This is a genomic window from Mycobacterium pinniadriaticum (genome assembly GCF_026242045.1).
Classification (GTDB): domain Bacteria; phylum Actinomycetota; class Actinomycetes; order Mycobacteriales; family Mycobacteriaceae; genus Mycobacterium; species Mycobacterium pinniadriaticum.
On the sequence record NZ_JAPJDO010000019.1, the window covers coordinates 86,233 to 112,194 of the forward strand.

The 25,962-nt window shown below is 66.0% G+C and carries 21 protein-coding genes and 2 pseudogenes; 10 read left to right on the plus strand and 13 right to left on the minus strand.

The features are described 5' to 3' along the window. Positions 1-70: 70 nt before the first annotated feature. On the plus strand, positions 71-1,969 hold the full coding sequence (locus ORI27_RS20135) for a PTS mannitol transporter subunit IICBA (protein ID WP_265998798.1): 1,899 nt from the start codon (positions 71-73) through the stop codon (positions 1,967-1,969). 10 nt (positions 1,970-1,979) lie between these two features. Continuing rightward, positions 1,980-2,738: a DeoR/GlpR family DNA-binding transcription regulator gene (locus ORI27_RS20140; RefSeq protein WP_265998729.1), complete on the plus strand. Its 759-nt coding sequence runs from the start codon at positions 1,980-1,982 to the stop codon at positions 2,736-2,738. Positions 2,739-2,744: 6 nt separating this feature from the next. Here ORI27_RS20140 and ORI27_RS20145 read toward each other — a convergent pair whose 3' ends face one another. Continuing rightward, positions 2,745-3,701 (minus strand): helix-turn-helix domain-containing protein, encoded by a 957-nt coding sequence (locus tag ORI27_RS20145; RefSeq protein ID WP_266074012.1) that lies wholly within the window; start codon positions 3,699-3,701, stop codon positions 2,745-2,747. A 192-nt stretch (positions 3,702-3,893) separates the two neighbouring features. On the opposite strand from ORI27_RS20145, the gene ORI27_RS20150 reads away from it, so the two are divergent. Next, positions 3,894-5,096, plus strand: coding sequence for a TetR/AcrR family transcriptional regulator (locus ORI27_RS20150; RefSeq protein ID WP_265998727.1), 1,203 nt, complete (start codon positions 3,894-3,896; stop codon positions 5,094-5,096). Between the two features lie 4 nt (positions 5,097-5,100). On the opposite strand, the gene ORI27_RS20155 is transcribed toward ORI27_RS20150, so the two are convergent. Both ORI27_RS20155 and ORI27_RS20160 read right to left on the minus strand, forming a co-directional pair. Then, entirely contained in the window at positions 5,101-6,480 is a 1,380-nt protein-coding gene (locus tag ORI27_RS20155; RefSeq protein ID WP_265998726.1) for an FAD-dependent oxidoreductase, read from the minus strand. Between the two features lie 70 nt (positions 6,481-6,550). After that, positions 6,551-7,441, minus strand: a complete 891-nt coding sequence (locus tag ORI27_RS20160) for an AraC family transcriptional regulator (protein WP_265998724.1) — start codon at positions 7,439-7,441, stop codon at positions 6,551-6,553. 182 nt (positions 7,442-7,623) lie between these two features. On the opposite strand from ORI27_RS20160, the gene ORI27_RS20165 reads away from it, so the two are divergent. Then, positions 7,624-8,385 carry an SDR family NAD(P)-dependent oxidoreductase gene (locus ORI27_RS20165; protein WP_265998723.1) on the plus strand — a complete coding sequence of 254 codons (762 nt, stop codon included), beginning with the start codon at positions 7,624-7,626 and terminating at the stop codon, positions 8,383-8,385. Between the two features lie 30 nt (positions 8,386-8,415). Then, positions 8,416-9,462, plus strand: coding sequence for an alpha/beta fold hydrolase (locus tag ORI27_RS20170; protein ID WP_265998722.1), 1,047 nt, complete (start codon positions 8,416-8,418; stop codon positions 9,460-9,462). 14 nt (positions 9,463-9,476) lie between these two features. Here ORI27_RS20170 and ORI27_RS20175 read toward each other — a convergent pair whose 3' ends face one another. Genes ORI27_RS20175 through ORI27_RS20195 form a run of 5 tightly spaced genes read right to left on the minus strand, consistent with a single transcriptional unit; the run spans position 9,477 to position 16,171 of the window. Next, entirely contained in the window at positions 9,477-10,247 is a 771-nt protein-coding gene (locus ORI27_RS20175; RefSeq protein ID WP_265998721.1) for an SDR family oxidoreductase, read from the minus strand. A 38-nt stretch (positions 10,248-10,285) separates the two neighbouring features. After that, positions 10,286-11,422: a 3,4-dihydroxy-2-butanone-4-phosphate synthase gene (locus tag ORI27_RS20180; RefSeq protein WP_265998720.1), complete on the minus strand. Its 1,137-nt coding sequence runs from the start codon at positions 11,420-11,422 to the stop codon at positions 10,286-10,288. A gap of 10 nt (positions 11,423-11,432) precedes the next feature. Then, on the minus strand, positions 11,433-12,482 hold the full coding sequence (locus tag ORI27_RS20185) for an alpha/beta fold hydrolase (protein ID WP_265998719.1): 1,050 nt from the start codon (positions 12,480-12,482) through the stop codon (positions 11,433-11,435). Positions 12,483-12,495: 13 nt separating this feature from the next. Continuing rightward, positions 12,496-15,045, minus strand: coding sequence for an FAD-binding oxidoreductase (locus tag ORI27_RS20190; RefSeq protein ID WP_265998717.1), 2,550 nt, complete (start codon positions 15,043-15,045; stop codon positions 12,496-12,498). A 16-nt stretch (positions 15,046-15,061) separates the two neighbouring features. After that, on the minus strand, positions 15,062-16,171 hold the full coding sequence (locus tag ORI27_RS20195; protein WP_265998716.1) for an LLM class flavin-dependent oxidoreductase: 1,110 nt from the start codon (positions 16,169-16,171) through the stop codon (positions 15,062-15,064). A gap of 225 nt (positions 16,172-16,396) precedes the next feature. On the opposite strand from ORI27_RS20195, the gene ORI27_RS20200 reads away from it, so the two are divergent. The 5 genes and pseudogenes from ORI27_RS20200 to ORI27_RS33190 all read left to right on the plus strand — a co-directional run bounded on the left by ORI27_RS20200 (position 16,397) and on the right by ORI27_RS33190 (position 22,798). Continuing rightward, entirely contained in the window at positions 16,397-17,293 is an 897-nt protein-coding gene (locus ORI27_RS20200; RefSeq protein WP_265998797.1) for an enoyl-CoA hydratase, read from the plus strand. A 20-nt stretch (positions 17,294-17,313) separates the two neighbouring features. Beyond that, on the plus strand, positions 17,314-18,528 hold the full coding sequence (locus ORI27_RS20205) for an acyl-CoA dehydrogenase (protein WP_265998715.1): 1,215 nt from the start codon (positions 17,314-17,316) through the stop codon (positions 18,526-18,528). A gap of 1 nt (position 18,529) precedes the next feature. Continuing rightward, complete coding sequence (locus ORI27_RS20210; protein ID WP_265998714.1) at positions 18,530-19,624, plus strand: acyl-CoA dehydrogenase family protein; 1,095 nt, start codon at positions 18,530-18,532, stop codon at positions 19,622-19,624. A gap of 24 nt (positions 19,625-19,648) precedes the next feature. Further along, positions 19,649-21,163 (plus strand): annotated as a pseudogene (locus ORI27_RS33185) (long-chain-fatty-acid--CoA ligase); the annotation flags it as partial. Between the two features lie 18 nt (positions 21,164-21,181). Continuing rightward, complete coding sequence (locus tag ORI27_RS33190) at positions 21,182-22,798, plus strand: AMP-binding protein (protein WP_265998796.1); 1,617 nt, start codon at positions 21,182-21,184, stop codon at positions 22,796-22,798. Here ORI27_RS33190 and ORI27_RS20225 read toward each other — a convergent pair. The 5 genes and pseudogenes from ORI27_RS20225 to ORI27_RS20245 all read right to left on the minus strand — a co-directional run. Next, complete coding sequence (locus ORI27_RS20225; protein ID WP_265998712.1) at positions 22,795-24,261, minus strand: peptide MFS transporter; 1,467 nt, start codon at positions 24,259-24,261, stop codon at positions 22,795-22,797. The two genes, ORI27_RS33190 and ORI27_RS20225, sit on opposite strands and share 4 nt — an antisense overlap. Positions 24,262-24,322: 61 nt before the next feature. Next, positions 24,323-24,454, minus strand: a complete 132-nt coding sequence (locus ORI27_RS20230) for a hypothetical protein (RefSeq protein ID WP_265998711.1) — start codon at positions 24,452-24,454, stop codon at positions 24,323-24,325. A 95-nt stretch (positions 24,455-24,549) separates the two neighbouring features. Further along, positions 24,550-25,428 (minus strand): LysR family transcriptional regulator ArgP, encoded by an 879-nt coding sequence (locus ORI27_RS20235; RefSeq protein WP_407666372.1) that lies wholly within the window; start codon positions 25,426-25,428, stop codon positions 24,550-24,552. 20 nt (positions 25,429-25,448) lie between these two features. After that, positions 25,449-25,721 carry a hypothetical protein gene (locus ORI27_RS20240; protein ID WP_265998710.1) on the minus strand — a complete coding sequence of 91 codons (273 nt, stop codon included), beginning with the start codon at positions 25,719-25,721 and terminating at the stop codon, positions 25,449-25,451. A 93-nt stretch (positions 25,722-25,814) separates the two neighbouring features. Then, a pseudogene (locus tag ORI27_RS20245) lies at positions 25,815-25,962 on the minus strand (cytochrome P450); the annotation flags it as partial.

Here is a 25,962-nt window from a genome sequence, read left to right on the forward strand (position 1 = left end):
CATCACCGAGACGAAGTCCCGCACCGGCGCGAGGGTGCACGTGCAGAAATTCGGCACCTCGCTGTCGAACATGGTCATGCCCAACATGGGGGCGTTCATCGCGTGGGGCCTGATCACCGCGCTGTTCATCAAGGCCGGTTGGTTGACCGGCATCTTCGCCGGCCTGCGCGACCCGGGCGGCTGGGTTGCCCAGATCGGCGGCTGGGGCGACTTCGCCGACGGCGGCGTCGTCGCGCCGATGATCACCTACCTGTTGCCGATCCTGATCGGGTCCACCGGCGGCCGGATGGTCTACGGCACCCGGGGGGCCGTCATCGGCGCCATCGCGACCATGGGCGTCATCGCCGGCTCGGACATCCCGATGTTCCTCGGCGCGATGATCATGGGCCCGCTGGGCGCCTGGGCGATGAAGAAGATCGACGCGATCTGGGACGGCAAGATCCGACCCGGTTTCGAGATGCTGGTCGACAACTTCTCGGCCGGAATCGTCGGGCTCATCATGGTGGTATTCGGCTTCTTCGGGATCGGGCCGATTGTCTCGGCGTTCAGCCGCGCGGCCGGCAATGTGGTGGATTTCCTGGTCGCCCACGACCTGCTGCCACTGACCTCGATCTTCATCGAGCCGGCCAAGGTGCTGTTCCTCAACAACGCCATCAACCACGGAGTGCTCACGCCGCTGGGCACCACCCAGGCCCTGGAAACCGGCAAGTCGGTGCTCTTCCTCCTGGAGGCCAATCCCGGCCCCGGTCTGGGAATCCTGCTGGCCTACATGGCGTTCGGCCGCGGCACTGCGCGGGCCTCGGCTCCGGGCGCGGCGATCATCCACTTCTTCGGCGGCATTCACGAGATCTATTTCCCCTACGTACTGATGAAACCGCGGCTGATCGCGGCCACCATCCTGGGCGGGATGACCGGCATCTTCGTCAACGTTCTGTTCGGATCCGGACTTCGCGCACCGGCCGCACCCGGCTCGATCATCGCGGTGTACGCACAGACCGCGACGGGAAGCTACCTGGGTGTCACGCTCTCGGTCTTCGGGGCCGCCGCAGTCTCGTTCGTCGTGGCCTCGCTGCTGCTCAAGACCGACCGCTCCACCGACGACGGGGACCTGGTCGCGGCCACCGCGGAGATGGAGGCCCTCAAGGGCAAGAAATCCAGCGTGGCATCCGCCCTGGTGGGTTCGAAGGCCAGCGGCCCGATCACCAGAATCGTGTTCGCCTGCGATGCCGGTATGGGGTCCTCGGCGATGGGTGCGTCGGTGCTGCGCAAGAAGATTCACGGTGCCGGTTTCACCGACGTCAAAGTCACCAATCAGGCGATCTCGAACCTCACCGACGACTACGGGTTGGTGGTGACGCACCAGGACCTCACCGCACGAGCCCGCCAGAAGACGCCGTCGGCGACCCACGTGTCCGTCGAGAACTTCATGAACGCCCCGCAGTACGACGAGATCGTGGACCTGCTCGGCAGCGTCAACGGCGCCGCCGGCGCCGCCGGCGGCCCGACTGCCGAAGCGGCCGCTGAGGACGAGCCCGCCGAGGACGTGCTCAACGTGAATTCCATTGTGCTGGCCGGCACCGCCACCACCCGAGACGCGGCGATCAGCGAGGCGGGCCGGTTGCTGGTGGCGTGTGGTGCCGTCGAACCGGCCTATGTCGACGCCATGCACGAGCGAGAGGGTTCGGTGTCCACCTACATGGGTAACGGTCTGGCCATTCCGCACGGAACCAACGAGGCCAAAGACTCGATCCGGCGCACCGGGATCTCGTTCGTGCGCTATGCCGAGCCGATCGACTGGAATGGCAAGCCGGCCGAGTTCGTCGTCGGCATCGCCGGTGCCGGAAAGGACCACATGGCGTTGCTGACCAAGATCGCCGGGGTGTTCCTGAATTCCGACGAGGTGGCCCGGCTTCGGGATGCCACCAGCGCCGAGGAGGTCCAGTCGGTGCTCGGCGGCGCCGGCGGGTGAGAATACGGACGTGGATTCGGACACCCGTCAAGGCCGCATCGTCGAGTTCGCCCGCACCAGGGGGCGGGTCGAGGTAGTCGCGCTGGCCGAGGAACTCGACGTCGCGGCCGAGACGATCCGCCGCGACCTGAAGGTTCTGGCCGGCCGTAGAATGCTCAAGCGCGTCCACGGCGGCGCCGTCCCGCTGGAGACCGCCGCCTTCGAGTCGACAGTCGAGTATCGCAGCCAGGTGGATCTCGCCGAGAAGCACCGGATCGCGGGTGGTGCGACCGATCTGTTACACGGGGCCGAAACCGTCTACCTGGACGAGGGTTTCACCCCGCGGCTGATCGCCGAGCGGCTCGCCGACGAGGAGCTGACGGTGGTCACGTCATCGCTGCTGGCCGCCGAGGCGCTGGCACACAGCGAATCGGTGACGGTCCTGCTGCTCGGCGGACGGATGCGGGGCCGCACCCTGGCGACCGTGGATCATTGGGCGACTGACATGCTGGGCCGCCTGGTGATCGATATCGCTTACCTTGGGACGAACGGGATTTCACCCGAACACGGCCTCACCACACCGGATCCGGCGGTGGCGGCGGTGAAGCAGACCGCGGTCAAGGTCGCGCGCCGCCGGGTTCTGGTGGCCGCACACACGAAGTTCGGTGTGAGCAGTTTCTGCCGGTTCGCCGAAGTTTCGGATTTCGACGCGATCGTGACCGGCACCGAGCTGCCGCTGACCGAGGCGCGCCGGTACGAGGCCATGGGACCGTCCGTGGTGCGGACCTAGCTCGGCCTAGGGACCTCGGCGGGTGAGCCGGTGATACAGCGCGGCGGCCTCGGTTCGGTTGGCCGCCCCCAGCTTCCGGAGGATCCGCTTGACGTGAACCTTCACCGTGTTCTCGGCCAGGAACAAGCCGGTGGCGATCTGGGCGTTTGTCTTTCCCAAAGCGATGCTGCGCAACACATCCCATTCACGCGGCGAAAGCCGTTCGGTGGCATGTTCGGCGCTCGGTAACGGGGACACCGCGGCCAGTCGTATCGGCGCCGGCTGGTTCGGCGATCCCTCACACCCGTCGCCTGCCCGGTCACCTGGGGAGACCGAGGCCTGATTGATCGCCTTCAGCCGGTCGGCGAGCTGCGCACGCTCGATGGCCAGCCCCAGGCCACCCGCGTACAGACCGAGCAGCCGGCGGTCCATCTCGGCAACGCTGCGATCCGGATATCGGTCGGCATGCACCATCGCCACCGGGAAGCCCCACGCCTGTACCGGCGCGGCGACGTAATCGGTTGTCCGCGCGAACCTCACGAGCTTACGGAAGACTCGGGGGTGCGATTGGGCCTCGGAGACCAGAATCGGGACTCCGCTGAGCAGCATCTCGGACTCGAGCAACTGGCCGGTGAGCGCCCGGGAATGCGCGGTTCCGAACGCCAAGAGCTGCTCGGCGAAGTCGGGATCATCCACGGCATGGGCACTTTGGGTCAGCCAGATGCCATGGTCCACCCGGGAGAGCAAGACTCGGCTGAAGCCGATCTGACCGGCCGCCTCGGCGGCCCGCGCCAGTAGCTCATCCATCGAGGAGGACACGATGAGCTGGTCGAGCGCCTTCTGCACGCCGACGATCAAGTCGCCCGGGTCGGGCCGGCGCACGTCGCTTCGCACCCGGGCGGTGCCACCCACCACAGCGGGCAGGTGACTCAGCGAAGTCGCGCCGGATGTCTTCACCGTCGCATCGAGACGACCGATCACCATCAGGAGACTACGCCGACCGCTCACTTATGTCTATAGCTGATACGCAGTAGCGGCCAGCCATGTAGCCCTAATGTCCCACGCAGATAGCTATTTTCTCGAACTCATGTATTTTTTTAGTACGTTCCAGATTCGCGCTCGATAGGATCTGGGAAGATGTTGCGATCCGGCGAGCAGGAAGGAGCATTCACCGCAATGCAGCCAACCGTCCCGGCCGTCAGGCGCAGGCCGAAGGACCGCAAGAAGCAAATCCTCGACCAGGCCGCACGGCTGTTCATCGACCGCGGATTCCATTCGGTCAAGCTGGAGGAGATTGCCGAAGCGGCCGGCGTGACGGCCCGCGCCCTCTATCGCCACTACGACAACAAGCAGGCCCTGCTCACCGCGGCCATCTTGAACGCGCAGGACGAGTACCAGAGTGTCCGCAACCCCGAGGGCCGGACAGAGTCGGCGGCCCGTCCCTTGCATGACGAGTTGCCCGAACTACTCTCGGCCGCGGTCGAGACGAGGGCGCTGACCGTCCTGTGGCAACGGGAGGCGCGATATCTCACCGAGGACGACCGGGCGGAAGTGCGCAGCCGCATCAATGCCATCGTGGCCGGCATCCAAGCCGGCGTTCGGCTGGAGATGCCGCAGCTGAGCCCCCAACACATCGAATTACGAGCGTGGGCCGCATCGAGCACCCTGACCAGTCTCGGGCGGCACAATCTCAGCCTGCCGGCAACCGAACTCAAAGATGTCCTTTACCGGGCGTGTATGGCGGCTGCGCAAACCCCGCCGATCGGTGCGCTCGAACCGATGGAGACCCCGGCTGACCGGGAGGCGGCGTCGTTCTCCCGATACGAGACGCTGCTGGCCGCCGGCGCACAGCTGTTCCGCGCTCGCGGATTTCCCGCCGTCAGCACGGCCGATATCGGCAAACGTGTGGGTATCGCAGGGCCGGGCCTGTACCGCTCGTTCTCCTCCAAACAGGCCATCCTCGACACTCTGGTTCGCCGCCTCGACGAATGGTCGGCGCTGGAGTGCATCCGCGCCCTGCGCACGAATAACCCTGCGGTGCAACGGCTGGAGCAACTCGTCGCCGGACGGGTTCGGATCAGTCTGGAGAACCCCGACCTGGTGTCGGTGTCGATCACCGAACTGGCATACGCGTCCGCGGAGGTGCGCGACACCATCGTCAGGAATCAAGCCGACCGGGACGGGGTGTGGATCGACCTGATTCGCACGCTGGTCCCGCAGACCAGCGTCGCGCAGGCCCGCCTACTGGTAGCCGCCGCCGTCAGTTTCATCGAAGACGTTTCGCGGACATGGCATCTCACCCGCAGGACCGACGTCGCCCTGGAGATGACCACCATCGCGTGCGCGATCCTGACCAGCCAGGCAAGCACCGACCGGTGAGCGCTTACGCCCGTGCCGGCCGGGACTGGTGAGCTGCGGGAGACGACGGTAACAGCGCCTTCAGCGCCAGCGACGGCCGCAACAGTACCATCGGCGCACGCTGCAAATGCATGACGTCGATGAACTCACGGGCCACTTCGGTATCCCGCCAAGTCATCTCGGTGACCTTCCCGAGATACCAGCTGGCGACCTTCGACACCAGTCGGCCACCGCCACCGGTGGAGACTGCGCCGTAATCCTCCACTGTCGAGGTGAACCAGCACTCGTCGAGAAATCCGCTGTAGGCGCGATGAAAACGCTTGGCCAGCCCGTCGATGCGCCCCGGACCCACATCCGCTCGCTGCTCGCTCAGGCAGACGTCGAGGATGCTGGCACCGATCGCGCCATGCGACATACCCTGTGCGTAAAGCGGGTTCAGCGACGTGTTTGCGTCGCCGACCACGACCAGGCCCTCGGGTGCCGACGCCAGCTTGTCGTAATGCCGGCGCAGGTTCGCCGGAAACCGCCACCGGTGTACGTCTTCCACACACGTGGAGTCGCTGAGAACCTCATGAAGATCCTGAACCGGAAGCCCTGTTGTCCACTCCAGGAAACTGCCGATGTCCCCGCCAGCATAGTCGCCTTGCCAGCCGAGCAGCGTGACGATCCACCTGCCACCCTCGGTGGGTAGCAACGCCGCTGTGCGAGTGGCCGGCGGCTTGGAGTGGATGAGCATTCCCTTCCAGTCGCGCGGTGTGGGCGGCGGGGTGAACAGCGTCGTCGAATAGCCGATATCAACCTTCAACTCGCTCACTGGCGGGCATCCGAAACCGAGGGAAGACAGCTGGCGCGGCGTCTCCGAGTTGCGTCCGCTGACGTCGATCACCAGGTCGGCGTCCAGGTATGTTCCATCGGCCAGGTCGACGCCGGTGATCCGCCTACCCTGGGTGCGGTAACCCTCGACCTTGGTGTTCTGCTCGATGGTCACATTCGGCAGCTGCAGCAGTCGCTGACGAAGGTTGAGCTCCAGGAAACCTCTGGTCTGACACAGCATCGTCAGGCCGCTGTCGAAACGTTTCTTCCAACCGCCGGAGTGGTACCAGCAGATGTCGTTTCCCATGTCCACCTCGACCGAGCCCTTGGCCAGCATGTCGGTGGTGAAACCGGGGAAATAGTGGTTGAACACGTTCTGCCCGCCGCGCAGCAGGATGTGGCCGTGGTGCGACTGCGCGGCGCCCTTCCGCCACCGCGGTTCGTCGGGGAGGGTATCGCGATCGATTGTCGTCACCGCGTCGAAGTGCCGCGCGGCGACCGCGGAGGCTGCCAGACCTGTTGTACTCGCCCCGATCACGATCGCGTGGCGGCCGCCGAAGCCGCCGAACCGGATGCCGTCTTTGCCCGTCATGAGAACGAGTCTGCGTCCGCTCACGGACCGCGTCTTGGACGGACTTGCGCCGTTCTCGGTGCGGGCTTGCTCAGCCCGAGCGCCGGAACTCAGCCGGCGTCACACCGAAAACCCGCTTGAACGACTTGGTCATGTGGCTCTGGTCGCAGAACCCGGTGGCGCCCACGATTGCCTTCAGTTCCATATCGCTGTGCAGGATCAGGTGGCGCGCCCGTTCCGCACGGCGGCGCTGCACGTAGGCATGCGGTGAAATTTCGAAGCGCCGCTTGAACAGTCGCGCAAAGTGATACTGACTGATGCCCGCGACCCGGGCCAGCGAATCCAAGCTCAGATCGGCTGCCAGATTGGTCTCGATGTAATCGGCCACCTCGCGTGCCTGAAACGCGCTCAAAGCCCCCGGGCAGCGTGGCGCACGAAGCCGCGGCTCTGCGTGGTGGCGCAGCAGTTGGACGCTGAGTTGCGTCATCAACGCATCGCGGCACAGGGCACCGCCGACAGCGTCTCTTCTCAATTCCGTCGCCAGCGCGGTGATTCCGTGCAGAATCACCGGATCCTGAACCTGGAAGGACTCATGGACCGACACGCTGTCCACGTGCCGGTCGAAGACCTCGGATGCGAAGTCAGCCAACCGACGCTCGTTGAGGTAGAGCACAGTTGCCTGAAAGCCCCGGTTCCACTGCCAGCTCGACTCGAATCCGGGTCTCAGGATGGAGAAGTCTCCCGGCGACATGATCGCCTTGTTGCGGATCGCGCCGCATTTCAGTGCGATCTGGGTGGGTGTCTGCCATGCGATGACGGCGATGTCACGCAGGGGCGGAACCAGGGTCTGATCCGAATGAAACTGGTACACCCGCAGTTCGGCGCCCGAGAGTTGTCCGTCGCGGGTGGCCAGCGTGCATCTGGCGGGCACCGCACGATCAACGCCCGTCGCGTCAACGTCTTCGAAGACCTGGGTCACCATCGCACCTCCGATGGAGTCGTCACGTACCGGCCACAGTGTAGGGGCGCCGATCCGTCCAGTAGGTGGGGTTCTGGAACATCCTTGCGCGGCATTGGTAACCGCTTGCCAACCCCTATGCCGGCACCCTGCCGGTGGCTATCGTCGGTGCCGCTGACAGTGGATGGACGGCGAGGACGGCAACCGTGAGTGAACGATATCTCGGCAGGACCGCACTGGTGACCGGTGCGGCTTCGGGCATCGGCCGGGCGATCGCGTTCGCCGCCGCCCGCGAGGGTGCGCGGCTGATCCTGGGCGACGTCGCAGTTGATCGTCTCACCGACGTCGCGGACTCGTTGCGCGCGCGGGGCACCGACGTGTACAGCGCCACCTGCGATGTGACCAGAACCGCCGACGTCGACGCACTCGTCGCCCGCGGAGCGGACGAGATCGGACCGGTTGACGTCGCCTTCGCGAACGCCGGGATCCTCGGCACGCCGGGCGATGTGTGGGACTATCCCGAGACCGAATTCGCCAGGATCCTCGACCTCAATGTGATGGGCACCTGGCGCACGTTCCGGGCGGTGCTTCCCCAGATGATCAGCCGCAGAAGCGGTGCGATCGTGGCCACCGCGTCGGCGGCCGGTGTCATCGGGCCCGCCGGGTTGCCGGCCTACGTCGCCAGCAAGCATGCGGTCGTCGGCCTGGTGAAGTCGACGGCGATGAACGTGGCCCCGTACGGCATCAGGGTCAATGCCTTTTGTCCGCACATGGTCGACACCCCGATGCTCGACAAGGTCTCCGCCGAGATTCCCGGCCTGCGCGCGTCGCTCGATCACCAGACCCCGTTGGGACGCGTCGCGAGCGCCGAGGAAGTGGCGCGATCCGCACTCTGGCTCGGCTCCGAGGAATCGAGCTTCGTCACCGGCCATCCGCTGCTTGTCGACGGCGGACTGGTGGCTCAGTAGGCATTCCGCGATGAGAAAGCGAGCACAACAATGATTCACCGGCACATCGATTGCCGTGGTACCCGCATCCACGCTGTCGAAGAGGGCGAAGGGCCGCTGGTCATCCTCGTTCACGGGTTCCCGGAGTCCTGGTACTCCTGGCGTCACCAGATTCCCGCACTGGCCGCCGCGGGCTACCGGGTGCTCGCGATCGACCAACGCGGTTTCGGCCGGTCGTCGAAGTTCCGGGTCAACTCCGCCTACCGCATCGACAAGGTCGTCGCCGACATCGAGGCGTTGCTGGACGCCTACGGCGAGCGGCAGGCCGTAGTGGTCGGCCATGACTGGGGCGCCCCGGTGGCGTGGACGTTCGCCTGGCTGCATCCCGAGCGCTGCCGGGGTGTCGTCGGAGTCAGCGTCCCCTTCGCCGGGCGGGGCCTGATCGGGCTGCCGGGTTGCCCGTTCGGCGAGACGCGGCCCCGCGACTACCACATCGAGCTGGCCGGCCCGGGTCGAACGTTCTACCAGGACTACTTCTCCGAGCAGGACGCGATCATCGACGAGATCGAGGAGGACCTGCGGAAGTGGTTCCTCGGACTGACCTACACCGTGTCGGGTGACGCCGTGGCAGCCGCGCTTGCCGCGGGGCATGTGCCACCGGCGGACCCGGTCGAGGCCCTTCGCTACGGCCCGCTGTGCATGGCCGATGGTTCCAGGCTCGACGACGCCTTCGTGTGGCCGGAGTCGATGCCCGAGTGGTTCACCGACGAGGATCTGGACTTCTACGTCAACGAGTTCGAACGGGCCGGCTTCTCCGGCGGACTTGCGTTCTACCACAACGCCGATGCCGGCTGGGAGGTTCTCGACGAAGTCGAGAACCTCCCGCTCACGCCACCGTCGATGTTCATCGGCGGCGAGTACGACATAGCGACCGCCTGGGGTGCCGAGGCGATCGAACGGGCCGAGGAGAAGATGTCCGATTACCGCGGCAGCCACATCATTCCGTCCGCGGGCCACTGGATCCAGCAGGAGTCGCCCGCCGAGACAAACCGGTTGCTCCTGGAATTCCTCGGTCAATTGCCCTCCCCGACAGGATGATGCCGGGCGGGCTGTCACCACAGCGCGGCGACGGTCCCGCCATCGGCGACCTGTGCCGTCCCGTTGACCATCGAGGCGTCGTCCGAGAGCAGAAACGCGACGACGCCAGCCATCTCCTCGGGGCCCGCCATCCGGCCCTGCAGTCGGCCGATCATGGTGTCAGCCCCACCCGCGCCGAGGGCTTCGTCGAACATCGTCATCGCCGTCTGCTGCATCGGAGTATCGACAAAGGCTGGCAGCAGCGCATTCGAGCGCACATTCACCGAACGCAATTCGGCTGCGGTGATGCGGCTCAGATGGATGATGCCGGCTTTCGACATACCGTAGGCGGCCGTGCCCGCGGCCGCGATCAGCCCGCCCAGCGATGACATGTTGACGATGGCGCCACCACCGCGCTGCACCATCCTGGGCGCCGCGTGCTTGGTGCACAGAAAAGCGCCACGCAGGTTGACGCGCATCACCCGGTCAAAGTCGTCGACTGTGGTATCCAGCAGCGGCGCGAAATGCACGACACCGGCATTGGCGACGAGCTTGTCGACCCCGCCGAACGCCTCTACGCACGCCTCGACCATAGCGATCACCTGCTGCTCGTCGCTGACGTCCACCTGGTGTGCGACTGCACCTGCGCCGATCTCCGCCGCCGCGGCACCGGCAGACTCGCCGTTGATGTCCGCGCACAGCACCCGGCAGCCCTCGATCGCCAGCCGTCGCGCGATCGCCAGCCCGATCCCCGCACCCGCCCCGGTCACGATCGCGGCTTTGCCGACCAGGTCCGGATGCGTCATCGCGTCACCTCTCCCATCATGTTGTGCCACAGCATCTCTCAGCCAGCTGCCGTCCACAAGGAGGTCGACGACTCGACGTGCAGCCCGTGCTCCCGGATCGCCCCGAACATCAGGAGGCCCAACTCTGGTGCGTCGTCGGACAATCTGACGGTATACACACCGAGGTCGCGCAGGATCCAGGCGACGGTTTCGGTCAGCAGATCCGGCATCGTCGTGCCGGCGTGCAGACCGCAGGCTCGCTGTTCGGGCGGGCGCAGATAGATGATCATGCCGGTGCCCTGAGCGCGCATCGCCGCAACCGCGCTGTCCAGTTCGGCTCCGCAGCGGCAGGCCGGCGAGCCGAAGACATCCGGCGGGCAGGAGCGAAGCGACCAGGGGATGAGACATGCGCTAAGGCATTCGACGTGGACGTGCAGCGGCATGGGGGCATCGGCGTCGGCCCTGCCCGCGATCACCGCCAAGTGCTCACAGCCGTCGTCGATATCGCGGAATCCGACCACCCGGAACGAGCCGGCGCCGGTCGGCAACGTGGTCTCCGCAGACCGCACCGCCTGCGGCTCGGTGCGGCGGCGGTACGCGGCGATCTCAGCGATCGAAACGAGCGGCAGCCGATGGTGGTCGGCGAACGACGCAAGCTCACGCCCGCTCGCCATTGCGGCCGGATCCTCTCTGGAGACAAGCTCACACAGCACACCGGCCGGTCGCCGCATGCCCATCCGGGCCAGGTCTGCCGCTGCCTCGCCGGCACCGGGCTCGGTCCCCAACACCCCGCGGTGCCCCGCCTGGACTGGGATCACATGACCGGGCCGGCGGAAGTCGGCCGCGGTGGCGTCGGGCGAAGCCAGTGCGGCGATCGTTCGGGCGCGATCGATCGACGAGATCCCGGTGCCCGTCTCGCGGAAATCCACGGTGACCCGGTGGGTGGCGGTGCCGCGAGGTTCGCCGTCGTGTCGACAGATCGGCGGCAGGTTCAGCCGCTCACACTCCGAACTTGGCAAGGCGACCCGGATGTAGCCCGAGGTGTGCCGGACGGTGAACGTGAGAAGTTCCGGCGTCGCGGCATCGGCCGCGAACACCAGATATCCCTGTGCCACCGCCTCGTCGACCACCACAACCGGGCGGCCGGTGGCGACGGCCGAGATGGCGCGCCGCACGCGCCCGTGGACGGTCCTCACGACGACTCCATCACGAGAGTCCGGTGAGGAAGTCGAGGAGCAGCCTATTGGTTTCTTTGGGCTCCTCCTGCTGGATCCAATGCCCGACACCGTCCACCATGTGGGTGCCGCAGTAATTCGGCATCACCTCGGGCGCCCGTTCAGCGGCCTCGGCGCCCCACGTGGTGCCGACGTCGTACTGGCCGCCGATGAACAGCGCCGGCGGAGTCAGCGGGGTGCCCTCGTACTCGGCGAGGTCGTGCCAGTCGTTGTCGATGTTGTGGTAGAAGCTCAGCGGACCGCCCAGCCCGGACCGCTCGAATTCGCCTGTGTAGAAGTCGAGATCGGCTTCAGTGAACCAGTCCGGCATGGTTTCCGGGTAGACGAAGGCGTCCTTGAGGCGCGCTCCGTGCGGCATGCACAGCGGACCGGAGCGGATCACCTCGATCGGGTCCATCGCGGCGAGGTCGACCCCGGCAGCCACGGCGGCCGCCGTCGCAACCCTCATCGCATCCCCGGACACCGTGTAGGTGAGACCGAGCAGCCAGCCGCGCAGATCCTCTTCGATCTCGGCGATGATGGCGTCCTGTTCGGAGAAGTAGTCCTGGTACCAGACCTTGCCCGGCCCGGCCAGTTCCAGGTGGTAGTCGTTGGGCCGCCGCTCACCGAATGGGCTGCCGGGCAGGCCGATCACACCCCGTCCGGCGAAGGGGACGCTGATCCCGACCACGCCGCGGCACCGGTCGGGATGCAGCCAGGCGAAGGTCCAGGCGACCGGAGCGCCCCAGTCATGGCCGACCACCACAGCCTGCTTCTCGCCATAGGCGTCGATCACCCCGAGGATGTCCCCGGCCAATTCCTTGATGCGATAGGCGGTTTGCACCCGGTATTTCGAGGATTGGCCGTAGCCGCGCTGGTCGATCGCCACCACCCGATAGCCCGCGGCCGCCAAGGCCGGGATCTGGTGCCGCCAGGAGTACCACGACTCGGGGAAGCCGTGCACCAGCACCACCAGGGGGCCCTCACCCTCTTCGACGGCATGGATCCGGGTGCCCCGGCAGTTCAGCATCCGATGGATCATCTGGGCCTCTTCTCTAGTGGGATCGGGTTGTTGCCAAACCGACTGGCATTTCCTCGGTTTGGACCAGGTGGTCCGGAGACGGAATGGTGCGGTTCTCGTAGTTGCGGGCGATGAGAGTCTTCTGCCCGGACAACCTCGTCCGTGCCCATTTGCCGAGCACCCGGGCAGCCACCTTCGGAGTCATCAGTGCGGCGGCCGGTTTGACCAGATGAACGACAGCGAGGAACTCGTTGTAGGTGTCCGGATCGTCATGCACCAACTCCATCACCCGGTCCATGTACCAGGTCAGTGCCCCGAAGTAGAAGGGGCGTTTCTTATCGACGTCCTTGAGCCACTCGAAGCGCAGATTCTGTTCCCGGATCACGAACCAGGCGGTGTCGGCCAGCTTGGCAATCTTGCGAAAATAGTGCCGCGGCAGATCCGGATGTGTCGGCCCGTACTTGGCGAGTAGCAGCTGCATCTCCCGAACTTCCTTGAGCGCCAGCGTCATACCCAGCCCCGACACCGGATCGGCACTGGTGAATGCGTCGCCGACGACGAGCAGCGCCCGCGGCAGGTTGCGCTTCTTCTCGTAGTGCAGCCGCAGCATGTTGGGGTAGCGGAAGTTGTAGATCGGCGAGGCCGGCTCGAGTCCGTCGATGTTCTCCCCCACCACCTCCGATGGCATGAGTTTGGCGAACTCGCGGAACTCCTGAGCCGTGCGCGGCGGCGAGTAGCAGTTGTAGGCGACAAGTGTCGTGGACAGGATGGTGCGCGAGCTGTCGGTGTAGTACTGCGCGGCGTAGGTGTCCTCATAGGGCCGATAGGCATAGCAGATGAGCATCACCTTGTCGTCCCACTGCCGCTCCGGTGGCACCTTGTGAAACATCGTGGAATAGAAGCAGTTGATGATGTCCTGCTCGACTTCCGGCGCACCAATACCGATGCGGTCCAGGAACTCCGGGATGTGCGTGTTCTTTCCGGACGCGTCCACCACGAATTCGGCCGGCAGCACCTCGAGTCCACCGCCGTCGCGGTCGATGGCCACGCCGATGACGGTGTCGCTGTCGCGGTCGTAGACGAGGTCGGCGACTTCGGACTCGTAGTGGAAGCTGATGCGTGGTTCGCCGTCCAAGCGGCGCCGCACACACCACTCGAGCAGGGGTCGGCCGGCGCAGACGATCTGGATGGGTCCGGTGCCGGGCTTCTTCCAGGTGCCGCCGAGCCGGATGCGGTACTGCGCGGCCATGTCCACGTCGAACGCCCCTTCGCGGACCATGTCGTCGATGATCCCGGGGAAGAACCGCTCCAGTTCGATGCGGCCCGCCGTGAGCAGGTGGTGCAGGTGCCAACCCTGCGCCGCACCGGGCCTCCCCTCGCGGCGGGCGTGCGGCGCATCCTTCTCCAGGACGATGACCTTGTCGAAGGTCTCGCTGAGCACCTTGGCCGCGGCGATGCCCGCGATGCTGCCGCCTACCACCACCGCGGTCCCGCGCCCGCGCCGGCGAACATCGGCCAGGTCGACCGTGGCGTAGTCCAATCGTGGCGGCGTACGCCTTCGCGCGGCCCCACTGGCGACGAACTTCTCGTAGTACAGCCCTGTTCCGTGGATACCGTTGGCGTCCAGCCATTTCCGGGTCGCTTCGACCATGCCCGCCGGGCCACACAGGTAGACGTCGGCGTCGCCGCCGTGGAACATGTGCGCGTCGAGCACATCGGTGACCCGGCCCACCGGGCCGTCCCACGCGTCGTTCGGATGGGAGACGGCGGTGTGCACTTCCAGACCCGGCAGCCGGCGCTTCAGTGCCTCGAGTTCGTCGAGTTTGCACAGGTCTTCGACCTCGGACACGCAGTACACGAGGTGGATCGGCTCACTGTGCCCGTCATCCAGGCTCTGCGCCATCGCGAGGATCGCCGACAATCCGGTGCCACCGGCCACCAGGACCACCGGCCGCACCGGCGGTCGCAGATAGAAACCGCCCTTGCTGCACCGCATGGCGATGCGGTCGCCGGGTTTGGCCTTCTCGCGCAGATAGTCCGACATCACACCCCGCGGCAGCAGCCGCACGATGAACTCCACTTCCGTGCGTCCGTCGGCGGGATGCGCATAGGAATAGTTGCGCCACACGTTGGTACCGGGCACCTGCAATTGAGCGAACTGCCCCGGCAGATACCCCAGCGGGCCCATCCCGGAGAGGTTGATGCGCAACAGCGCCGTACTCGGCGATACGTGCTCCACCGCGGTCACCACGCCAGTGCCGGTGACCAACCGCGCCGCGTTGTCGTCGGCCGGGTATTGCAGGCTGATCACGCAGTCGGACTTCGGGTACGTCTGACAGGTCAGCACCTTGCGGGCATCGCGCTCGACCTCGGACAGGCCTTCGGTACGGCCCATCTCGTAATCGCCTGAGGCGCAGGTGGCCACGCAGGTTCCGCAGATCCCGCTCTGGCATTCGTTGACGATCGCGATACCGTGTTCCTCGGCGGCTTCCAGGATCGACTGATCCGGCTGCACCGGCATCGTCTTGCACGTTCCGTCCGAATACCGTACGGAGATCGCTGGGACGTCTGTAGCCACCTGCATGTCTCCCGTCCTCAAGTCAGACGATCAAAGCCGCGGGCTTCTTGGCGATGCGCGCATTGAGCCGCGGCATCACTTCCTCGGCCAGCAGCCGCATGGACTCTTTCCACGGGCCCGGATTGTCGGAATAGTCGAAACCGAGGATCAGCAGATGGCCGAATCCGCCGACCTGGTCGTAGGTGGCTTCGAGCTTGTCGACCACAGTCTCGACCGAACCGACCACGAAGGTGTTCTCCGCCAGGTACTCCGGGGTCACGTCCTCGTCGGGTACCGACGGATTGTGCTTGTAGAACTTGGTCATGCCGAACATCCGGAAGGTGGGCAGAACGTACTCACGCATATTGCGGCCCATCATGCCGTCAACGGCGTAGCGGAATGCCTGTTCGTCGGTCTCGGCGACGACGACCTCACGCACCAGTCGCCAGTCCCGGCGATCCGGCGTCCGCCCGGAGCGGGCGGCACCTTCCAGGACCGCATCCCAGTGCGTGGCAACGTATTCGGCGTTGAGGTCCAGGCTCATCGGGAGATAGCCGCGCTCGCCGGCCAGCTTGAGCGTTTCTGAGCCCGCACTGAATCCGGTCACCCCGATCGGTGGGTGCGGCGCCTGGAAGGGTTTGATGTGCCGCTTCATCAAGCCCTCGAACATCGGCGCGATACCGTTGGCATTCCAGTACTTGCCGCGGAACTCCCACGGCTGGTCCTCGGTCCAGACCTTCAGCATGATCTCGAGTGCCTCGCGGGTCATCTCGCGGTGCTCGCCGTTCTGGCCGTCGACGTCGAACAGGGCCCAGTCACCAGGAATGCCGCTGGCGCCGACACCGAGCATGAAACGGCCCTGCGCGAGGTGGTCGAAGTAGGCGACCCGGTGGGCCAGCTCGACCGGGTGGTGATACGGCAGCAGATGAGCGCCGGGAGCGAGCTTGATGTTCTTGGTGCGCAGCAGCGCCTGCGCCAGCAGCAGGTCGGGCGCGCAGATCGGTTCCCACGGCACCGTGAAGTGCTCGCCGACCCAGGCCTCCACATAGCCGAGCTCGTCGGCCAGCGAGATGAGGTCGAGGTCCCACTGGGTCGCGTCGTACAGGCTGCGCTCCGGTGGATGCGCCGGCATGAGGAAAATTCCGATCTCCATCTTGAACCCTCTCGGTAGTGGTCGAGCAAGCGCATCTGATCCGTCGACTGCGACTTACACCACAGTACTAGCAAGATACTTGATCGGATGCAAGATCCATTTTTCTTGCCTGTTTACTGAATCGCATGATTCGATATGAGCGTACTGACTATGGACATCTTGCCGATTTCCCGCGTAGCGTGCTGCATCAGCGACGGCCACGCGCAGCAAGAGGAGGGAGCATTCGTGCAGCATTTCGACTACATCGGCTACGAAGTGATCGAGGACGGCCGGATCGCCGTGATCACGCTTGATCGCCCGAAACAGCGCAATGCGCAGAACCGGGGAATGCTCGTCGAGCTCGGCACGGCGTTCGAACTAGCCGAAGAGGACGACAGCGTGCGCGTCGTGATCCTGCGCGGGGCGGGCCCTTGCTTCTCAGCCGGCCATGACCTCGGCTCCTCCGACGACGTCCGGGAACGCTCCCCAGGACCTGGTCAGCACCCGACCTACCAATGCAACGGGGGATCGCTCACCGGTGCCGAGGCCCGGCACCGGCAGGAGTGGCATTACTTCTTCCAGAACACCAAGCGGTGGCGCAACCTGCGCAAGATCACGATCGCCGAAGTGCACGGATTGGTTCTGTCGGCGGGTCTCATGCTGACCTGGTGCTGCGATCTCATCGTCGCCGCACAGGACACGGTCTTCGCCGACGTGGTCGGCACCCGACTGGGGATGTGCGGGGTGGAGTACTTCGGTCATCCCTGGGAGTTCGGACCGCGCAAGGCGAAAGAACTGCTGCTCACCGGCGACTCACTGAGCGCTGATGACGCCCACGCCCTCGGGATGGTCAGCAAGGTCTTCGCCGGCGATGAACTGTCGGCGCAAACCATCGAGTTCGCCCGCCGCATCGCCAAGGTTCCGACGGTCGCGGCACTGCTGATCAAGGAGTCGGTGAACCAGACCGTGGACGCCATGGGTTTCGCCACCGCCCTGGATGCCTGCTTCTCGCTGCATCAGCTCAACCACTCGCACTGGGCCGAGCGCAATGGCAATCCGCTGGGCATCGGGACCGTCGAAGACGGGCTCGAGGACTGGCGACTGGCTCCCGAGATCCTGCCCGCGGCCAAACACCGGCCCTGAGTCGAAAGAGCGGAGCACAGGTGGACATCGACTATCCCGCCGAGGCAGAAACATTCCGCGCCGAGATCCGGGCGTTCCTGGCCGAACAGCTGCCACCGGAGTGGACCGGCCCGGGTGCGTTGCCTCCCGGCGAGCGCGAGGAACTACGGCACCGGTGGCGCAAGGTCCTCGCCGACCGGGGCCTGGTAGCGGTCTCCTGGCCCGAGCAGTACGGCGGCGGCGGGCTGTCCGCGCTCGAACAGGCGGTGCTGGCCGAGGAGTTCGCTCGTGCGGGCGCGCCGGAACGCGAAGAGAACGACATGCTGGGCATCGACCTGCTGGGCAACACCCTGATCGCGCTGGGCACCGAAGAACAGAAGAAGCACTTCTTACCCCGCATCCTGTCCGGTGAGGACCGCTGGTGCCAGGGTTTCTCCGAGCCGGACGCCGGCTCGGACCTGGCGTCGGTGCGGACCAGGGCAGTCCTCGACGGTGACGAGTGGACAATCAACGGCCAGAAGATCTGGACGTCGGCGGGGCCGAGCGCCAACTGGATCTTCGTGCTGGCCCGCACCGACCCGGCCGCGCCGAAGCACAAGGGTCTGTCGATATTGCTGGTGCCGGTCGACCAGCCCGGCGTCGTGGTGCGGCCCATCGTCAATGCGGCGGGGCATGCCTCGTTCTCCGAGGTGTTCCTCACCGACGCCAGGGCCAGGGGCGCCGATGTGCTCGGCGGGGTCGGTGGCGGCTGGGCCACCGCGATGACGGTGCTCGGCTTCGAACGTGGATCCCAGATCACCACCGCGGCCATCGAGTTCGGCCGCGACCTGGATCGCCTACTGCATCTCGCCAGGCAGCGCGGCCGGCACACCGATCCGCACATCCGCGACGAACTGGCGTGGTGCTATTCGCGCGTGCAGATACTGCGATACCAGGGTTACCGCGGTCTGACCGCGCTCTTGAACGGCGTGCGGCCGGGCGCCGAAGCGGCCATCAACAAGGTGATCTGGAGCGAGTACTTCCGCCGTTGCACCGACCTCGCCGCGAAGATCCTCGGGGACGACGCGCTCGGCGCGGACGGTCCGGGAAACGGTGGCGCACTGATCATCCCTGCGCCCGGCACCCCGAACTCGGCGGCCTGCTGGCTCGACGAGCTGCTCTATGCCCGGGCCGCCACCATTTACGCCGGCAGCTCACAGATCCAGCGCAATGTGATCGGCGAGCAGCTGCTCGGACTCCCGAAGGAGCCTCGCTGACATGGATTTTCAGTACAACACCGAGCAACTGGCCCTTCGTGATTCGATGCGCGCCTTCCTGCGGGACGCCGCGCCGCTATCCCGTGTACGTGAGATCGCCGGCGCATCCGGCCACGACGCACAGCTCTGGCGGCGACTGTGCCGTGAGTTGGAACTGCCCGGGCTGCCGGTGCCGCTGCAGTATGGCGGGGTGGGCGGCACGATGTCCGAATTGGCGATTGTGTTCGAAGAATTCGGCCGCGCGCTGACCCCGATCCCGCTGGCGTCCCACATGTTCGCCGTGCAAGCGCTGCTGAGCATGGGCAATGAGGAGCAGCGTCATCGCCTACTGCCGGGCCTGCTCACCGGCGAGCTCGTCGCGGCGTTCGCGGCTACCGGAGCCGGCGTCACCGACCCGATGTCGGCCACCGTGTCGGCCACCCGCCACGGCAGCCGCATCGTGCTGGACGGGATATGCTCTCCGGTCCTCCATGGCCACGTGGCCGGACTGTTCGTCATCCCCGCGCGCACCGACGACGAGGTCGGGCTGTACGTGGTCAGCGCCGAGGCCGCCGGCGTCGAGGTCGAACGGCTGTCGTCGTTCGACATCACCCGGCCCGTGGCGCGGGTGGCCCTGCGGCAGGCGGAAGCGGAGCCGATCGACGCGGCGCCGGGTGAATTCGAGCGGGTGCTGGACACCGCTCGGGTGCTTCTGGCCGCCGAGATGCTCGGGGGCGCCGAAGCGTGTCTCCAGCTCAGCGTGGAGTATTCCTGCAGCAGAAAGCAATTCGATCGCGCCATCGGCACCTTTCAAGCAGTCAAGCACATGTGTGCTGAGATGGCGATCGAAATCGACGCCACCAGAGTCGCGGTGATGTTCGCGGCGATGCGCGCCGGCGACCCCGGTGAACTGGCCGTCGCCGCGCCGCTGGTGAAGGCACAGGCCGCCGACACGTTCGCCCTCTGCGCCGGAACGGCTACCCAGGTGCACGGCGGCATCGCCTTCACCTGGGAGCACGACCTGCACCTCTACTTACGCCGCGCCAAGACCACCGAAGCACTCTTCGGCAGTAGCACCCAGCACCGGGCGCTGCTCGCCGACCGGATCGGCCTATAGCCGACGGCTGTGAAGGAGCCAGTGATGACCACGTCCGCGTCGACGGGGATCAGCCTCAGTGACGTTCTCGCCCGGCACGCCCGGGTCCGTCCGGACAAGCCCGCTTTCGCCGACCCGCGCCGCCGTGGCACCTTCGGTGAGATCGATGCACACGTGACCCGGCTCGCCAACGCACTGGCACAACGCGGGACCTGCCGCGGCGACCGGGTGGCGGTGCTGGGGCTCAACAGCCTCGAACTCGTCGAAGCCTGGTTCGCGACACTGCGTCTGGGTGCTGTCGTGGTGCCGCTGAACTTCCGCCTGGTCGCCGACGAGATCGCCTATCAGCTGGCCGACAGCGGTTCGACGGCAGTCGTGGTCGATGCCGGACTGGCACCCGTCCTCGAAGCGGCCCGCACACCCACGGACTCGGTACACACCGTCATCACGATCGGCGACGACTTGCAGTCGATCATCGCCGCGGCGGATGACGACCCCGTCGACGTCGTCACCGCCGACGAGGACCCCGCCTTCATCGTGTACACGTCCGGCACCACCGGCTTCCCCAAAGGCGCTGTGCTGACCCATCGCAACCTCTATCTCCATGCCTTCAGTTCGATCGCCACGCTGGGCCACCGTGTCGACGACGACTGCTGGCTGGGAGTAGCCCCGCTGTTCCACACCGCAGGCGTGTCGGGGATGTTGCCCGCCTTCCTCACCGGCGGCAAGGTCGTCATTCCGCCGTCGGGCGGATTCGACGCCGAGGCCACGGTGCGCACCATCGTCGAGGAGCGGGTGACCTCATGCTGGATGACCCCGGCGCAGTGGCAGATCGTCTGCGCGATGGACGGCCTGGCCGAGTGGGATCTGTCGCATCTGCGGCGGGTCTGGTGGGGTGCGGCTCCGGCGTCGACCACGTTGCTGCAGAGCATGATCGGGGCATTCCCAGGGGCGGAGATCGTGGCCGCGTTCGGGCAGACCGAGTGCAGTCCGATCACCTGCCTACTGCGTGGTGAGGATGCGATCGCAAAGATCGGCTCGGTCGGCACCCCGATGCTCAACGTCGAGGCGCGCATAGTCGACGACGACATGAACGACGTCGCACCGGGTGAGGTCGGCGAGATCGTCTACCAGGGTCCGCTGGTGATGCGGGAGTACTGGAACAAACCGGCGCAGACGGCAGAGGCTTTTCGCGGTGGATGGTTCCATTCCGGTGACCTGGTACGGCAGGATGAGGACGGCTACATCTATGTGGTCGATCGGAAGAAAGACATGATCATTTCCGGCGGCGAGAACATCTACAGCGCCGAAGTGGAGAACGTCCTGGCCGCCCACCCGAAGGTCGTCGAGGTGGCCGTGATCGGGGTGCCCGACCCCAAGTGGGGCGAGACCCCGCTTGCGGTGATCGTGCCGCGCGATCGGAATGCTCCGCCGACCGACGACGAGATCGAGTCGCACTGCCGTGAACACCTCGCGGCCTACAAGCGGCCCCGACGGGTCGTGCTCGTCGACGCGCTGCCGCGCAATGCGAGCGGGAAGGTGCAAAAGGCCATCCTGCGCGAGCGGCACGCTGCGCCGCTGTCATATGCGGCCGGTCCCGTCGACGTCGCCTTGCTGGACGAGACGATCGGCGCCAACTTCGAGCGCACCGTTTCGGCGCACCCGGACGTCGACGCCCTGGTCGAGGTCCCCACCGGCAGGCGCTGGACATACGCTGAGCTCAACCGCGAAATCGACGTGCTGGCAAGAGCGTTGATGTCTTCGGGTATCGACAAGGGTGACCGGGTCGCGATCTGGGCGCCCAACTGCGCGGAATGGACGATCCTGCAGTACGCCACCGCGAAGGTGGGTGCGATCCTGGTGACCGTCAACCCCGCCTACCGGACGCACGAACTGGCTTATGTCCTGCAGCACGCCGGCGTTCGAATGCTGGTGTCGGCCAGCGAATTCAAGTCGTCCGACTACCGGAGCATGGTCGCCGAGGTGCGCGCCGAGGTGCCCGACCTGGCCGAGGTGGTGTTCTTGGACTCCCCCGATTGGGAATCGCTGCGGCATCGCGCCGACCGGACATCCGCCGCGGAGCTGCGCTCCCGGATGGGCTCCCTGACACCGTCAGATCCCATCAATCTGCAATACACCTCCGGCACAACGGGTGCACCAAAGGGGGCCGTACTCTCACACCGCAACATTCTCAACAACGGCTTCTTCGTCACCGACCTGATCAACTTCGGCCCCGGCGATCGGTTGTGCATCCCGGTGCCGTTCTATCACTGCTTCGGCATGGTGATGGGCAATCTGGGGTGTACCACCCACGGGGCCACGATGGTGATCCCGGCCGCCGGGTTCGATCCCGGTGCCACCCTGGCCGCGGTCGAACAGGAGCGCTGCACCGCGCTGTACGGGGTGCCGACGATGTTCATCGCGATGCTCGGGCACCCCGACCTGGCACACCGCGACGTCTCGACACTGCGAACCGGCATCATGGCGGGCGCCCCATGCCCGGTGGAGATCATGAAGCGCTGCCTGGATGCGCTCAACATGTCGGAGGTGTCCATCGCCTACGGCATGACCGAAACATCCCCGGTGTCCTGCCAGACCCTGATCGACGATGACCTGGACCGCCGTACCGGCACCGTCGGTCGCGCGCATCCACATGTCGAGATCAAGATCGTCGACCCCGACACCGGTGCACTCATCGACCGGGGGGAAACGGGTGAATTCTGCACCCGGGGCTACTCGGTCATGCTCGGCTACTGGAGCGACGAGGACAAGACCGCGGAAGTCATCGACGACGAGGGCTGGATGCACACCGGTGATCTGGCCGTCATGCGCGACGACGGGTACTGCCAGATCGTCGGCAGGATCAAGGACATGGTGATCCGGGGTGGCGAGAACGTCTATCCGAGGGAGATCGAGGAATTCCTGCACACCCATCCCGATATCGACGACGTCCAGGTGATCGGTGTGCCCGACCCGCGGTATGGCGAGGAGATCTGCGCGTGGATCAAGATGCGCCCCGGCGCCGCTCCGCTCGATGCTGCCGCGGTTCACACATTCTCGTCCGGAAAGCTGGCGCACTACAAGATTCCGCGCTACGTGCGGGTCGTCGACGACTTCCCGATGACCGTCACCGGCAAGGTGCGCAAGGTCGAGATGCGTGCCGAAATGGTCCGGGTGCTCGACTCGCCGCTTTAGTGCACCCCCTCCATCAGCCGGCTGACCCGGGGCGCGAACCCCCACACGATCACGCCGACGGCGATCGCGACCAGACCGAGAATGCCGAAATAGGCGAATTCGTGGTCGGGACTGTAGTACCCCGACAGCACGCCCGACATCGCCGTGCCCAGGCCGACGGAGAAGAAGTACAGCGCCATCATCTGCGCCCGAAATGCGTTGGGCGCCAGCTGGGTGGTGACCGAAAGGCCGATTGGCGACAGCATCAGCTCGGACACCGCGAAGACCGCCATGACCGCCACCACGACGAGGGCGGGCACGCTGCGTCCGGTCGACCCCGCCATCGGCAGGAACAGCAGAAACGCCAATCCCATCCCGATGACCCCATAGGCGAATTTGCGTGGAGTGGTCGGTGCTCGCCGGCCCAGCTTGGTCCACATCGCCGCAAACAGCGGTGACAGCAGGATGATCCACACCGGTTCGATCGAGCCGATCCAGTTCGACGGTGCGGTCCACCCGAAGATGGACCAGTTGATCCGCTCGTCGGAATAGACCGCCAACACCGTGAAGATCTGCTGGAACAGCGACCAGAACACCGCGTTGGCGATGAACAGCGGGATGAACGCCTGCACCCGGGTCCGCTCCAGCGGCTGGACACTCGGGCTACCCAGCATCACCGCGAAGTAGCCGATCGAGGCCACGACGAGGATCCCGGTGGTCACCTGCGACAGGTTCGCCAGGGTGATCAGACCGAGGAAGAACGCGAGCACGACGACTGCCAGAATCAGCAGCGCGATACCTGTGGTGCGCCAGAACGCGCTGTGCGACAACGGATGCGGAACGGTTCTGCCGTGCTCGCCCAGATTGCGCCGGAATACCACGTACTGCGCCAGCCCCAACGCCATGCCGACCGCGGCGGCGCCGAAACCGTAGTGGAACCCCAGATTGGTCTGCAGTAGGCCGGTGATCAGGGGACCGACGAAGGCGCCCAGATTGATTCCGAGGTAGAACAGCGTGAACCCGCCGTCGCGGCGCGGGTCACCGTCGTCATACAGCGTGCCGAGCAGCGATGATGCATTGGCTTTCAGCGCTCCCGATCCCAGTGCGATGAGCACCAGGCCGACGGCGACGCCCGTCAATCCGGGCAGCACCGCCAGGGCGATGTGGCCACACATGACCACCACCCCGCCGTAGAACACGGTTCGCTCCATGCCCAGCAGGCGGTCGGCGATCCAGCCGCCCAACACCGTTGACAGGTAGACCAGACCGCCGTAGGCGCCGACGATGCCGGTGGCGGTGGTCTTCGGCAGGGCCAGGCCGCCGTCGGTGAGCGAGTAGTACAGGTAGTACCCGAGGATGGTCAGCATCCCGTAAAACGAGAAGCGCTCCCAGAGCTCGACGCCGAAGAGGTTGGCCAGACCGATCGGATGCCCGAACAGGGTGCGGTGCGCGGACGGGATATCGGTTCGTGCGGCGTCAGCCATGGATGTCACCATGCCACATGGTTAACCAAAGGCTCAGCCGATCAACACCGGCCGTTCACCTTCACCAGAGCAGGACGATGGTCACCTGTTCGCCGACGTCATCCTGCCCAGCGGACTCGTCGGGACCGGCCGCATCGGCGCGCGGCAGCTCGACGATGGGGGCGAGCGGCGGTTCCGCATGCGGACGTGTCACATCGCCAGTGTCGTGCTGATGGCGAAATGCTGTCACGGGTAGCCGGCTACTCGAACCCGCACGCGGGCATCGCCCGGCGCCGGCCGGAACGCGCCTCAGCGACGTGGGCGTAGTCCCCCCGCCGCAGCCAGCACGGTGGCGGTAAGGGTGTTCATCAGCGGACTGTCGAGCTTCCAGCACTGCCAGAACAGCGGAACGTCCAGGTAGACGTCGCAGATCTCGACAAAGGATCCGTCGGCCAGAGCCGGCGCGGCCGACTGTTCGGGATACATCCCCCAGCCCAGTCCGGCTCTTACCGCCGTCCCGAACCCCTCCGACGTCGGGACGTAGTGCACGGGTCGATCGATGGCACGGCGAAATACTTTACGGACCAACATATCCTGCAACGCGTCATCGCGATTCCACGCCAGTGACGGTGCGCGCGCGACCGCCTCGGCGGTGAACCCGCCTGGCAGATGGCGCTTTACGTAGTCGGCGCCGGCTACCGGCAGATATCGCATCACGCCGAGCGGTCGCACCCGGCAGCCCGGCACCGGTGTGCGTTCGGTGGTGACCGCTCCCATCACCACACCTTCGCGCAGCAACCGCGCCGAGTGGTCCTGGTCTTCGATGCGGATGTCGAACAGCACATCGGGATGCCCGGACAGCACGTCGGCGAACCATGTCACCATCGAGTCCGCGTTGACCGCCATCGCAATCCGCGGCCGCGCCGCCGACTGACCGCCCCCGGTCATCTCGGCGACGGCCTCCGCCTCCAGCATCGCGGTCTGGGCCGCGAGTCGCAGCAGCGGTATCCCCGCTGGGGTTGGCACACAGGGCTTTCCGCGGACCAGCAACACCTGGCCGACATGCTTCTCGAGTGTCTTGATGCGCTGGCTCACCGCCGAGGGCGTCACGTGCAGTCGATCGGCTGCCGCCTCGAAGCTGCCGAGCTCGACTATCGCGGCGAAGGCGGCGAGTTGGTCCGCATCCAAGCGGGCCTCACCGGGGCGGCTCAGAAGCAGGGATCCGAGCCGGGGGTGTAGTACGGAATACCCTGCGGCGTGTAGCACGGCGGCTGACCGGCGGCCGCCTGCGCGGCCGCGTCGTTGACATCGGCCACCGCACCACCTACCACGGCATCGGTGGCGATATTGGTACAACCACCCACGACGACGTGACGCCCCCCGAAGTCACCGCACACGTCGGCGTGTGCGCCCGGTGCGATCGCCACCGGCACCGCGGCCATTGCCATAGCGCTCAACAGCGCCGCTGCCAGCCTTTTCATGGTCCGCACTTCCCCTCTTGAGCCCGACTCAGGAGGAATTATCGCCGTCGATGGTCGCTACCGCTGCCTATTCGCGCGAGCGGGCCGCCGTTCTCACTTCAGCGAGTAGCGGATCGGCAGGTGTTTGATCCCGCCGACGAAGGTGGTGGCCATCAACTCGGGTTCGCCGGCCAGTTCGATGGATGTGATGCGGGGGACGAGTTCGGTGAAGAAGCTGTTCATCTCCATGCGGGCCAGGGCC

Bases quoted from the DNA above. Each gene is read 5' to 3' on its own strand.
- ORI27_RS20135 (WP_265998798.1), top strand. From the start codon at position 71: ATGGTCATGCCCAACATGGGGGCGTTCATCGCGTGGGGCCTGATCACC.
- ORI27_RS20145 (WP_266074012.1), bottom strand. From the start codon at position 3,701: ATGGTGATCGGTCGTCTCGATGCGACGGTGAAGACATCCGGCGCGACT.
- ORI27_RS20150 (WP_265998727.1), top strand. From the start codon at position 3,894: ATGCAGCCAACCGTCCCGGCCGTCAGGCGCAGGCCGAAGGACCGCAAG.
- ORI27_RS20155 (WP_265998726.1), bottom strand. From the start codon at position 6,480: ATGACGGGCAAAGACGGCATCCGGTTCGGCGGCTTCGGCGGCCGCCAC.
- ORI27_RS20160 (WP_265998724.1), bottom strand. From the start codon at position 7,441: ATGGTGACCCAGGTCTTCGAAGACGTTGACGCGACGGGCGTTGATCGT.
- ORI27_RS20170 (WP_265998722.1), top strand. From the start codon at position 8,416: ATGATTCACCGGCACATCGATTGCCGTGGTACCCGCATCCACGCTGTC.
- ORI27_RS20175 (WP_265998721.1), bottom strand. From the start codon at position 10,247: ATGACGCATCCGGACCTGGTCGGCAAAGCCGCGATCGTGACCGGGGCG.
- ORI27_RS20185 (WP_265998719.1), bottom strand. From the start codon at position 12,482: ATGATCCATCGGATGCTGAACTGCCGGGGCACCCGGATCCATGCCGTC.
- ORI27_RS20190 (WP_265998717.1), bottom strand. From the start codon at position 15,045: ATGCAGGTGGCTACAGACGTCCCAGCGATCTCCGTACGGTATTCGGAC.
- ORI27_RS20195 (WP_265998716.1), bottom strand. From the start codon at position 16,171: ATGGAGATCGGAATTTTCCTCATGCCGGCGCATCCACCGGAGCGCAGC.
- ORI27_RS20210 (WP_265998714.1), top strand. From the start codon at position 18,530: ATGGATTTTCAGTACAACACCGAGCAACTGGCCCTTCGTGATTCGATG.
- ORI27_RS20225 (WP_265998712.1), bottom strand. From the start codon at position 24,261: ATGGCTGACGCCGCACGAACCGATATCCCGTCCGCGCACCGCACCCTG.
- ORI27_RS20240 (WP_265998710.1), bottom strand. From the start codon at position 25,721: ATGAAAAGGCTGGCAGCGGCGCTGTTGAGCGCTATGGCAATGGCCGCG.